Below are 11,335 nucleotides of genomic sequence, written 5' to 3' on the forward strand. Positions count from 1 at the left end.
GTGAGTCGAAGTGCGCTGGCCCCTCCGTGTCAGCCTCGGGTGAGACACCCGATGGGTGCGGGTTGGCTACAGAGGGCGTGCTCGGAGATCCTCGTGTTCGTGGAGTCAGAGTCCCCGGAGCACCCTGGCGGGTCGTCGTCTCGGCGTGATCCCGCTCCTCGTCCGTCGCGGCGGGTGTTCAACGCGGCGTACAAGCTGCGGATCGTCGCCGAGTACGAGAGCCGCTCCGCATGGAGAGAAAGGCGCGATCCTGCGGCGGGAGGGTCTGTTCTCCTCGCATCTGGTGGAGTGGACCCGGGCCCGCGACGCGGGAGCCTTGGGAGGAAGGCCCCGACCCTGTGGGGTGTCAGAACTGGGCCATCGGCGCTGACCTGGGGTTTTAGGCTGCCCGTTCGTACTCGTTGATCAAGCCGTCGAGGACGGGTCGGCGCTTGATCCGTGTCGTCGTGACGTCGGCGATGGGGTGGTCGGGCCGTGGTGGCTGAAGGCCGCGGCCGCGGTGGGGTCGTCGTCCGTTGTAGTGGACGGTGTACTCGGTCAGGACGGTGCGCAGGTGCCGCTCGCCGACGATCAGCATCCGGTCGGTGACTTCCGTTCGGACCGTGCGGACGAACCGTTCCGCGTAGGCGTTCACCCGCAGAGTCCGGGGTGGGATCTCGACCGCGTCGATACCGGCATCCGCGAGGACCGCGTCGAAGGAGGCGGTGAACTGTCCGACGCGGTCGCGGATCAGGACCTGGAAGTCGGCCGTCCGGTCGCCGAGGTCCATGAGGAGGTTGCGGATCTGCCGGGTGGTCCATCGTCCGTCGGGGTTGGCGGTGACCCCGAGGATGTGCACGGTCCGGGAGCCGACCTCCAGGACGAAGAAGCAGTACAGACGCCGCAGCGTCACGGCGCAGTCGGCGTGGAAGAAGTCCACGGCCAGCATGGTCGATGCCTGCGTACGCAGGAACTGTCGCCACATCGTGTCGGTCTGGCGTTTCGGTGCCGGGGCAGCCCGAGGGACGTCAGGACTCGGCGGATCGTGGAGGCGCTGGCCCGGGGGCCGAGTGTGAGGAGCTCGCCCTGGATCCGCTGGTAGCCCCATGTCGTGTTCTCGGTCGCGAACCGTTCGATGAGGGTCGCGATCTCCGCGCTGACCGGTGGTCGTCCCGTCCGCTTGCGGGTGCGTCCATTTCCGTGTGATCAGACGACGGTGCCACCGCAGGACGGTGCCGGGGTGACCAGCCGGTGTGCTCGCAGCGTCTTTGGTAGGAGCTGGATCAGTGCGACAAGGAGCGCCCGGTCCGCCCAGTCCCACCGGGGCTTGGGCTGGGTACGGCGCAGCACCGCGACCTCGTGCCGCAGCACGAGCAGCTCGATGTTCTTGGACGCCGACGAACAGCCGAGGAGAACCAGCCACCCGCACACCCGCACGAAGATCAGATAGAGCAGCCTCACGGACATAGCCGACCATCATGCCGACAGCCGCACTGCCGCATCACCCCAGCTCACAGACCCAAGCCGACTTCTAGCACCCCACACGGCGAAGACGGCGTCGAAGGAAGCCGTGAATTTCGTGTCGCGGTCACGGATAAGGAACCGGAACCGGTGGCTGCGGTCCTCGATGTCCATCAGGAGGTTCCTGGCGCGCTGGGTGACCCACGCCACGGTCGGATGTCTCGTGACCCCGAGGACGTGAACGTGGCGGGTGGCGTGCTCGACGACGAAGAACACGTAGATCCGTTGGAGGAACACGGTGTCCACGGTGAAGAAATCTCAGGGCAGCAGGCCGGAGGCCTGGGCGGACAGGAATGTGCGCCAGGAGGCGCCGGCCCGACGGGGCACGGGATCGACACCGGCGCGGCCCAAGATCCGCCAGACGGTGGCGACCCCGGCCGGATAGCCCAGCCCGGCGAGTTCGCCTTGGATCCTGCGGTGGGGCCCCAGGTTGGGTTCTCCCGTGCGAGGCACAGGACCAGCTCGCGGATCTCCCAGCGGATTGGTGGCCGTCCGGGTGTCCTGCGCGGGTAGGTCCATTGGCGTGCGAGGAGATCACGGTGTCAGCGCAGCACGGTGGCCGGGGTGACGAAGAACGAATCCCAGCGGGCTCGGGGTAGCAGCCGGGACAGGGCTGTGAGGATTACCCGACCCGCCGGTTCCAGCGTCGGACGGTTCACCGGCCGTTGTGACACTGCCACCTGGTGTCGCAGGACGAGGAGCTCGACGTCCTTTGCGGTGTCCCCGCGGACCCGGAGCAGCATCAGTCCGAGAGCGTTGCGCGTCAGGGCGTAGAGCAGCGACCACACCATGACCATCCAGCCTGCCCGACGCGGGCCCCGTCCGACAGGCAGACGTGCAGGTCACTGCCCAAATCGGGGTTCTGGAGCCCCACAGGCGCGGACGTAATCGGGTGGAGATGACTTTCCCGCACCCCGGCACCGCCATGAGGACTGGACACCGGGCGGATGGCTACGGCTTGATCCACAGTTCCTCGGGCAGCAGGGAACCAAGACCGTACTGCACGAGGCCACCGACGTTCCTGCCCGAGATGGCACCGGGTCCCCCTCGTGCGACGAAGAACATCGGGGTCAGTTCGGTCAGGCGTTCCTGCACGGCGTTGTATGCCTTCTTGCGATCCTCCTCCGATGTCGCGGTCCGGCCGGACAGCAGGGCGTCATTGAGCGCCGGGTCGTCGATACCGGGCATGTTCGCAGGCGAGTCCCCACCGAAGACCGTCGACAACCGAGGCTCGGGGTCCCGGAAGAGCGCGGAGGTGATAATCGAGTCGAAGTCGTGGGTCGCGCGCAACTGCACGAACTCGGCGAGCTCGACGGTTCTGATCCGGACCTCGACGTTGTCGAAGCTGCCGAGCTGGGCCTGGATATTCTCCGCCAATGCCTTGTTCTCGCTACTGGGGGAGCTGGTGAATGTGAAGGATAACCGGTTTACCCTCGGCTGCCAACTCGTCGAAGAGCCGCTGGGCGGTCACCTTGTCCGTCTTCCGTAGTGGCGTCTGCGAGTAGAAAGGGGACGCTTTGGTGAACAACGTGTCAGCAAGCTGCGCTGTGCCGTTGTAGGCAGCGAGGTTCAGCGCGTCCATGTCGAGTGCTGTCGCGACCGCCTGACGCGCACGAATGTCGTTGAACGGTGGCCTGCGCATGTTCAGAGCCACGAGGATTCCGCCGCTGAGATGCATGACATCGGTCGGTAGACCGGCCCTGACAGCTTTGTCGAAGTTGATCCAGCTCGAGTCGATGGCAACGTCCGCACCTCCGGTGAGCAGCGTGTTGTAGCGCTGGTTGCCGTCGAGCGCCGAGTGGAGAGTGATGCGGTCGAGGTAGGGCTTGGGCGCGTCCCAGTAGCGCGGGTTCTTGACGAGCCGGATGTCGGCCTGACGAGTCCAGCTCTCGAGGGTGAACGGCCCCGCGCCGATCGGCTTCGCGTTGAAGGCCTCCTGGCCCCTCTTCAGGGACGCGGGCGAGGCGATCCAGTTCATCGAGGAGGCGAGGACGGACTGGGCGTACCTCGGAACGGGGGTGACCAGGTGGCCTTCAGCGTGACGTCGTCCGCTGCCTCGGACAACTGGATCATCGCCGCCTCCGACCGGTGGGCCGAGCCGACAGCCGGGTCCTTGGTCCGGTCCCAGTTGAACTTCACAGCTTCCGCGTTCAGCGGGGTGCCGTCGGAGAACACCAGCCCCGGTCGCAGTTTCAGGGTGAAGGTGGCGCCGTTGTCGGTCGTGGTGAACGACTCGGCCATCGAGTACTGGACCTCGTCTGCCTCATCGTTGGTCATCAGCGTCCCGTACAGGGCATTACCCAGGAGCGCACCGGAGGCATACGCGTTGCCCAGGATTGCCGGATCCAGGGTGCGCGGGTCACTCAGGGTGAGAATCCGTGCCTCGCCGCCCGCCACCGGCTCGTTTGAGGGCCCTGTGGACGCCGCGGTATCGCCGCCACCGCCGCCACAGGCACCCAGGAAGAGCGCCACGCAGCATGCGACGGCGGCGGATAATCGTGTCCTACGAATCATCTCGCATCCTTTCATCGGCGTCAGGATCGACAAAGAAAGGCGGGATTCCACCGGTGGTGGGATTTCTGGTTTCTGCGATGGTTTCTGGCTTTGGGTTCCGGCAGGAACGGCTGTGTGTGCGGTGCGGTAGTCGGCACATCCCAGGCGACGTCACGCGTTCAACCGCGGATCGCCCGGGTTTCCCGTGCCGGGTGACCTCATCTCGCCGCCGCGTCGAGCGGACCAGGCGATGACTCCCCGTCTGGAGCGGGCGGCACGTGGGGGAACAGCTCCTGGAAGGCGCCCTGGGTGATGCGGTGGCGGGTAGCGGGGTCGAGGTCGCCGACGAGCTCCTGGAGTGTCTTCTGGGTATGGCCGAAGGTGCCTTCGATGTGCGGGTAGTCGCTGCCCCAGCACACATTGCGCCAGCCCATGGCTGTCACGGCGGCGACGGCAGAGCGATCATGCTGGAAGGACGCGTAGACGTTCTCGTACAGGTACTCGCTGGGGAGCCGACGCAGACGGGGGCGGACGGCCGACGCGTGCTGCCGGTACGCCTCGTCGAGCCGGTCGGCGACGAACGGCCCCCAGGTCGCTCCGCCCTCGGACACGATTGCACGCAAGGACGGGTGCCGGTCGAACACGCCGCCGGCGATCAGTTTGGCCACCGCCCGCTGGCCGCCATAGGTCGTCTCCAGGTAGTTGAGGAGCGCCCCGCCGGGACCGCGGTAGTAGGTGCCGTTACGGCTGGACGCCTCATGGGGCTCGCTGCCGATGTGGAACGCGACCACAAGACCCGTCTCCGCGAGGGCGGTCCACAGCGGCTCCCACGACTCACGATGCCAGTCGTCCCCGTCGATGAGTGGCACGACCGGCAGGGAGGCGGCATGGAAGCCGAGATTCGCGGCCCGCGTGACCTCGGCGACGGCGGTGGAGACGGTGAGGAAGGGGATCGTCGCCGCGCTGACGTAGCGGGGTGAGAACCGCTGGTACTCAATGGCCCAGTCGTTGATTGCTCGGGCGCCGGCCGCGAGCAGCTCCGGGTCACGGATCGATGAGGTCCACATCCCCAGAGAGGGGTAGATGAGCTCGGCCCAGATGCCTTCGGAGTCCAGGTCGAGCAGGCGCATCTTCCTGTCGTTCGCGCCGGGCGCCCGGTCGGGGACGGTGAGGCCGTTCTCGTCGGTGAGTTTCCTGCCGGGCCGGGGCAGGCGACGGCGGAACTCCTGTCCGTCGACGTGGATCGTCTCCCAGCCGCCATCGAGGTCCTTGACACTGCGCGGCATGCGTTCTGCGAGGGACCGGGACAAGCTCCTGTCGAAAAGATCGTCCGGCTCGACGAGGTGCGAGTCACCCGAATTGGCCCAGAGCTTCTCCATCGCGCAATACCTCCTCGTAGGCAGCGGGCCAATCCCTGCCGCCTGATTCCGTGGTCACCAGGTCGTTTACATGTCCGGCTCGTTCATGCACTGCGCCAGGGTCCACACATCGCCGAGCGGGCGGCCAGGGGAGTCGGCAAGCCGGCGCGCGAGATCGGGCACGAAGATGAACTCGAAATCCGCCTGTGCGGCGAAGTGCTCGTCAACGCGGGTGTCGCCGATGTGTACGAACCTTTGGCAGTCGAAGGATGTCCGGACCCTCAGGAGCTCGTGCTTGCGGCTGACGAAGTCAGGGGTAATCCCGGCGCGTGCCCACATCGCCAACTGCTCGCCGGGGGTACGGTCGGAGCAACTCCCGATCACACAGGCCTGCGTTTGTGCCCACTGGACGAAGGTCATCGGGACCGGTCCGGAGGGGTCGCCCGTCTCAAGGGTGCCGTCAATGTCGAAGCTGACGAGCGTGCGCGCCTTCATCTCGGCGCTCAGTCGGTGCGCAACATGACCGACGCCGGGTCATGGAAAAAGCTGCTGCCGGGGCAGACCAGCGCCGTCCGAGCGTCAGGAACCTGGCGCTCCCCTTCGGCGCCGCGCAACTGTCGTACCGCCTCGGTGTAGAAGTTGAAGCCCCCGGCACGTCCTTGCGAAAGCCCACCCCCATTGGTTGTGAGGAGCGTGTGTCCGCCCAGGCGAAGGATGTTCGCCTCGGCGTCCCAGGATGACGCCAGCAGGTCGCCGGCCTCGCCCGGCTTGCAGAACCCGGCTGCCTCGATGCACCCGACGGTGTCGATGGTGTAGCCGTCGTAAGGGAAAAAGAGGTCGAGGTCGTCGATGGTCACGTCGCTGCGCTCCCACAGGCCGGCCAGGGAGATCCACAGCGAGTTATCGGTCCAGCCCAGGCTGTTGTCGTAGTACTCCCCGACCCGTGAACCGCCCAGCGACATGGCGTGGATGTACACCGGCTTGTGGCGCAGATCCATTGCCCGTTCGGCGGTCGTGATGATCAGAGCTTCCGCGCAGTCGACGGGCACGTCCATGTCGAGCATCTGCATGGGTTCCCAGATGACGCGGGAGGCGTGGTAATCCTCCATCGTGATCGGGGTGCGCATGGCCGCCCTGGGGTTTCTTGTCGCGTGGGTGCGGTTGTTCACCGCGATGCGGGCGAAGGCGTCCTTCGTCGCTTTGTAGTCGTGCATGTAGCGCGCCATCCAGGCGGCGTACGGCTCGCCGGAGTGGATCCAGCGGCGGGCGAAGTCGCTCTGGCCCGTGAGCACCTGGCCCGCCATCCGCTGCTGTGCCGCCCGCAGACGGAACGGGTCGTTCGCGGCGGACCGTGACATCCCGGGGCCGCGGGTATACGCCTGCACCACCAGGACCGTGTCGCACAGGCCGGAGAACACCGCTTCCGCCGCATACACGAAGCATGATCCGAGCCACCCGTTCTTCTGCCAGGTGGTCTTCTCGATTCCGAGCGCGCCCTGCAGCGTCAGGAACCCGGATCCTCCCATGGCCAGCGGATCCATGCCCGTGCCGCAGACACCGTCGATCTCCTGCCGGTCGATGCCGGCGTCCTCGATGGCGCCGACGGCAGCCTCAAGGGCGAGCGACAGCTCGGTGCGCTTCAGATCGCGGCCGTAAGGTGTCGACCCGACACCCACCACGGCCAGGCTGTCCTTCAGCGGGTTGCGCGCCATGTCCCTTTCACCTTCCGCTCTGGATCGGGCCCGCCGGTTCGAACGCTGGCGAGGCGAGCCCGCCGCGATCCACCCACGTCAGGCGCACGGGCATGTCGAGCCGGATCGCCTCGCGTGGGCAGTTCACGATCGGAGCCAGATAACGCAGCCCCGACTGCTCGACAAGCTCCACGGCGGCGGCCGGCACCGGCTCCGGCAGCATGGCGTCCGGGTCCCGCTCCTGGTGGATCAGGGTGCACAGGAACACGAAGCCCTCGCCCCTCACCTCGGTGGGCACGATGTCCCACGACCAGCACTCCGGGCACAGCGGGCGGTGCGGGTACACCCAGTAGCCGCAGGACGAGCAACGATTGATCAGCAGCCGCTGCTGGAGCAGCCCGCGGTAATGCTCGATGTTGTCGCGGTCGATCGGCACCGCGGGGAACGCGGCGAAGACATCCGCGTCGGTCACACCGGTCACGCCGTCACCTCTTCCTTGGCCCGTCCGGCCAGGCCGACCCGGTCGAGCTTGCCGTTGGCCAACCGCGGGAGTTCGTCGAGAAACACGATGTCCCTGGGAACTTTGAACCGGGCGAGACGCGTCTTGAGCCACGAGTGCAAGATGTCGGCGTCGAGGCAGTGGCCGGGGCGCACGACGACGTAAGCCCGCACCACCTCGCCCCTGCGCCGGTCGGGTACGCCGACTACTCCGCAGTAGGCCACCGCGTCGTGGCTGGCGACGACCTTCTCGACCTCCTCGACCGAGACGTTCTCACCGCCGACCTTCAGCATCAGCTTCAGTCGACCCGCATAGGTGATGTAGCCGTCGGCGTCCATGGAGACGAGGTCCTCGCTGTGCAGCCAGCCGTCGGCATCGAGAACCCGGGCGTTCTCCTCGGGCTTGTTCCAGTAGCCTCGCATGACGTTGCCGCGTACCCATGCCTCACCGACAGCCCCAGGTGGGACGTCGAGGCCGGTCGCGGGGTCGACGACGCGGACCTCGTTACCCGGCAGCGGGCGGCCACCCGTCGTGCGCCGCTTGTCGGGCGGATCGTCCGGAGCCGTCATCGACGCCGGCCCGTACGTCTCGGTCAGTCCGAAGGGGACGAACATGAACGTGACGTTGGGCAGAGCCCGACGCGCGTCCTCGTTCGGAACGTGGGCGATCCGGACCGACGAAAGGTCGCGTCCGTCCTCGATCGCGGCCCGCACAACCTCCGCAGGAAGTACCCCGAACATCACGGTGGCCCGCTCGGACTCGATCAGTTCCGCGCCGAGGTGGGCGTTGAACGCCTCGGTGAAGACGAGCGTGCCGCCGTTGACCAGCATCGTCATAAGGCCATAGATACTGCCGCCGGCGTGGAAGAACGGCATCATGCTGAAGAACACGTCGGAACCGTCGATCCCGACGCGCCGGGAGTGCAGCGCCGCGTTGGCGACGATGCCGCCTTGTTCGAGCATCACGCCCTTCGGGAACCCGGTGCTGCCGGACGTGTACTTCACCATTGCGAGGTCGCTGCCCAGTACCTGCCGCTCCATGCGATCAGCGAGTGCCCGGGCCTGCGCAACCTTCGGATCGCGCCCGAGCGTCTCCAGTTCCGTGAGGTCGTAGGCCCAATCGTGGTGACCCCCGTCACGATGGAAGATCACAACATTGCGCAGGTCCGGAGCCTTGGCGCTGAGCAGATGCCCGGGCCTGTCCACGGTCGCCGCCTCCGGGCAGATCTCGGTGAGCATCGCGGGCATGCACAAGGTCCGGAAGCCATCGAGCAGGATCACGTGACGGGCACCGGACTGGGTGATGATGTAGGAGATCTCGGCCGGCTTCAGAAAGGTGTTGACGGGCACCGTCGCCGCACCAAGCCGCATGCAGGCGAAATGCGAGACGATCCACTCCGGCGTGTTCGTCAGCCACAACACGACACGGTCCCCGCGCCGGACACCGATGCTGGCCAGGCCGACGGACAGCGCCCGCACCCGCTCGACCAACGTGCTGTACGTCAGCCGTCGGACCTTCCCGTCGTCGGCGGCGGCGACCAGCGCAGCGTGATCCGGGACCCGTTCCGCCGACGCGACGAGCGTCTGCCACACGGTCCGCGTCCGGAGCTCGGCCAGTCCTTCGGCTAAGTCGGCTAAGTCCGCCGCCGGGCACTCGTTCACCGGGCCGCCCTCGCCGCCACCCGCCACGCCGCCGTCGGCTGTCCGATCCGGTGCGGATACCCGGGCGAGAACGGTGGCCAGCCCGCCGTCGCCGTCACGCCGATCGGCGCGAGTCGCTCATCGTGCAGCATCCAGGTTTCTGCCGTGCCCCGCGGCGCCGCTTGCGGCACCTTCGCTCGGTACTTCGCTGGTACCCGAGCGGTCCAGATGTCCGACGGCTCGGCGGTAAGGCTGTCCACATTTGCACTCAGTTCCGGCGTGAGCGTCATCTTTGTCCTCCTGGGTCCACCGGCGGTGCCCTCTCAATTCATCATCGGTGGGCGGCACCGTGGGGTCTTTGTGTATTCGGTCAATTCCTTCCCGTAGCAGCCAATGTCCAGCCACCGGGACCGGCCCCGGAAATACTGATCGAGACGGGGTCCCGCCGTCGCTGTCCCGTCACACGCTCTTGTAGACGACGCCTGGACCGGCCCGCAGAACACGCAGCAGGGTCGGAACAACCTCCGGCATGACGTCCGGTCGGGAATCGGTCGCAGTACTCGAGTACTTCTTCGGCGTAAGGCTCGAACGTGTCCGCGTCCGGCGGAAAATACCTCAGGTGTCGGCGATTCGATGAAGGATCTCGGCCAGCGCGGCCGGCTGACTGATCATGCACATGTGTCCGGCGTCCAGGTCGATCACTGGGTTGGCGTTGACGCGGGCGGCGAAGCGTGTCTGCTTTTCGGGCGGGAGAATGGCGTCTCTGGTGGTGCGCACCCAGCTCCGGGGGATGGGTGGGCGTAGACCCGTCAGGTCGACCGGTTCGGTCGTGAGCCGCTCCGCTTCGGGAACCAAACGCTCGAGGCACCAGGCGAACCTGCCGTCGTCGAGGTCGTTGCCGAAGAACCGTTTCGCCCGCTCGGGATCCATCGTCAGCTGCCGCTCGGCCACGGACTTCTTGACGTGCGCCCTGACGTGCGATTGTAGTTCGTGCATGGTGCCGGTCCCGGACGCAGGCACCATCGCGGCGAGGAAGACGACATGGCGGACGCGGTCCCCGAGCCGGGCCACAGCTCGCGGTAGCGAGCACCCGGCGAGAGAGTGACCGACGAGCACGAATTCGTCGAGATCGGCCGCGTCGACGTCCTCGACAATGGCATCCGCACAGTCGGCAAAGGTCACCGACTCCAGGGGCGCCGGACGCCGCCCTCGTCCGGGTAGGTCGACGGCGACCACCGGCATGGCCAGCCAGGGCAGTAGAAGATCCCAGCAGCGGCTGTCAAAGCCGCCACCGTGCACAAGGACCAGCGGAGTCGTCATCAGCCCGGCCCCTCTGGAGAATGGCCTCCAGCCACTCGGCGCACTCCCGTCGTTGCACCTGCGGGCGTCGATGCCGGCGAAGCGGGGGTCGCCCGCCGTGGCGGGTTCGTCGACGGGGTGGGTGGCTCGATCACGTGGTCGTGCAGGCCAGTGAGGATCAGATCGTCCTTGTTCATGCCGCCTCCCTGCCGCCGCCGGGCCCGTGACCCGACGTCCACCCGCCGACAGCCTGGGCCCCGGGTTCCAGCACCGGGAGCCAGGGTCGCCGACCGGTGTAGGTGCGGGCGAAAGCCCCGCCCGCCGAATCACCGGAGGTGTCCGTCGGCTCATCATCGGCGGCTGGGCGATAGCCGTCTTTGCGCGCTCGGCCAGGTGCTTGCTCTTTTCGGCCCGGGGATCCGGTCCCGCGCCGGCGGGAGCAGCTGCGCGGTCTGGATGCTGACGGGGTGGTTCGCCGCATCGCCTATCCCGAGGCGCCCACGCGCCGAGTAGGAGCACACCGAGGCGGGGCGTGGCCCTGACACCGGTACTCAATGCTCTCCGCGCTCTCCGCGGCTGGGCGGCCGACTCCTGCCCCAGCCGGTGAGCAGGGGAACGGGTAGTCGAGGGGACACTCTCGCCGCTGTGGGTAGGAAATTGACCGAAGGCGCAAAGACATCCACAGCCCGGTCGCCGATGATGAGTCGACAGGCACTGCCGGTGGATCCAGGAGGGCAAAGATGACGCCCGCACCGGAACTGATCATCCATGCGGACAGTCATCTGACCGAGCCGCCGGACGCAACGGCGGCGGGTTCAGTCGGGGACGTGTCAGGGGCTTAGAGCGTGTCTCAGG

General features: G+C 67.1%; 8 protein-coding genes and 4 pseudogenes. 1 reads left to right on the plus strand and 11 read right to left on the minus strand.

The features are described 5' to 3' along the window. Window positions 1-159: 159 nt before the first annotated feature. Window positions 160-316: pseudogene (locus E0504_RS52565) on the plus strand (IS3 family transposase); the annotation flags it as partial. A gap of 63 nt (window positions 317-379) precedes the next feature. Here E0504_RS52565 and E0504_RS36285 read toward each other — a convergent pair. The 11 genes and pseudogenes from E0504_RS36285 to E0504_RS36335 all read right to left on the minus strand — a co-directional run bounded on the left by E0504_RS36285 (window position 380) and on the right by E0504_RS36335 (window position 10,501). After that, window positions 380-1,446, minus strand: a pseudogene (locus E0504_RS36285) (integrase core domain-containing protein). A gap of 78 nt (window positions 1,447-1,524) precedes the next feature. Then, a pseudogene (locus tag E0504_RS53640) lies at window positions 1,525-2,333 on the minus strand (integrase); the annotation flags it as partial. Between the two features lie 118 nt (window positions 2,334-2,451). Next, window positions 2,452-2,877 carry a hypothetical protein gene (locus E0504_RS52580; RefSeq protein WP_235013565.1) on the minus strand — a complete coding sequence of 142 codons (426 nt, stop codon included), beginning with the start codon at window positions 2,875-2,877 and terminating at the stop codon, window positions 2,452-2,454. Between the two features lie 13 nt (window positions 2,878-2,890). Beyond that, window positions 2,891-4,029, minus strand: a pseudogene (locus E0504_RS54515) (ABC transporter substrate-binding protein). A gap of 182 nt (window positions 4,030-4,211) precedes the next feature. Next, complete coding sequence (locus tag E0504_RS36305) at window positions 4,212-5,372, minus strand: amidohydrolase family protein (protein ID WP_112104662.1); 1,161 nt, start codon at window positions 5,370-5,372, stop codon at window positions 4,212-4,214. 66 nt (window positions 5,373-5,438) lie between these two features. Beyond that, the gene (locus E0504_RS36310) at window positions 5,439-5,846 is read right to left on the minus strand and encodes a hypothetical protein (protein ID WP_112104661.1); all 408 of its coding nucleotides are present in this window, start codon (window positions 5,844-5,846) and stop codon (window positions 5,439-5,441) included. A gap of 8 nt (window positions 5,847-5,854) precedes the next feature. Further along, window positions 5,855-7,063 carry a thiolase family protein gene (locus E0504_RS36315; RefSeq protein WP_112104660.1) on the minus strand — a complete coding sequence of 403 codons (1,209 nt, stop codon included), beginning with the start codon at window positions 7,061-7,063 and terminating at the stop codon, window positions 5,855-5,857. Window positions 7,064-7,070: 7 nt separating this feature from the next. Continuing rightward, entirely contained in the window at window positions 7,071-7,523 is a 453-nt protein-coding gene (locus E0504_RS36320) for a Zn-ribbon domain-containing OB-fold protein (RefSeq protein WP_112104659.1), read from the minus strand. After that, window positions 7,520-9,202, minus strand: coding sequence for a class I adenylate-forming enzyme family protein (locus tag E0504_RS36325; RefSeq protein ID WP_112104663.1), 1,683 nt, complete (start codon window positions 9,200-9,202; stop codon window positions 7,520-7,522). The genes E0504_RS36320 and E0504_RS36325 overlap by 4 nt, the downstream gene beginning before the upstream one ends. Then, a complete protein-coding gene (locus tag E0504_RS36330; protein WP_131626736.1) occupies window positions 9,199-9,471 on the minus strand; it encodes a hypothetical protein in 273 nt (90 codons plus the stop codon). The genes E0504_RS36325 and E0504_RS36330 overlap by 4 nt, the downstream gene beginning before the upstream one ends. Before the next feature lie 325 nt (window positions 9,472-9,796). Next, on the minus strand, window positions 9,797-10,501 hold the full coding sequence (locus tag E0504_RS36335; RefSeq protein ID WP_071067035.1) for an alpha/beta fold hydrolase: 705 nt from the start codon (window positions 10,499-10,501) through the stop codon (window positions 9,797-9,799). Window positions 10,502-11,335 lie beyond the last annotated feature (834 nt).

It is taken from the genome of Parafrankia sp. BMG5.11 (assembly GCF_004337455.1).

Coding starts and splice junctions, on each gene's coding strand:
- E0504_RS36330 (WP_131626736.1), bottom strand. CDS start 9,471: ATGACGCTCACGCCGGAACTGAGTGCAAATGTGGACAGCCTTACCGCC.
- E0504_RS36310 (WP_112104661.1), bottom strand. CDS start 5,846: ATGAAGGCGCGCACGCTCGTCAGCTTCGACATTGACGGCACCCTTGAG.
- E0504_RS36335 (WP_071067035.1), bottom strand. CDS start 10,501: ATGACGACTCCGCTGGTCCTTGTGCACGGTGGCGGCTTTGACAGCCGC.
- E0504_RS36305 (WP_112104662.1), bottom strand. CDS start 5,372: ATGGAGAAGCTCTGGGCCAATTCGGGTGACTCGCACCTCGTCGAGCCG.
- E0504_RS36315 (WP_112104660.1), bottom strand. CDS start 7,063: ATGGCGCGCAACCCGCTGAAGGACAGCCTGGCCGTGGTGGGTGTCGGG.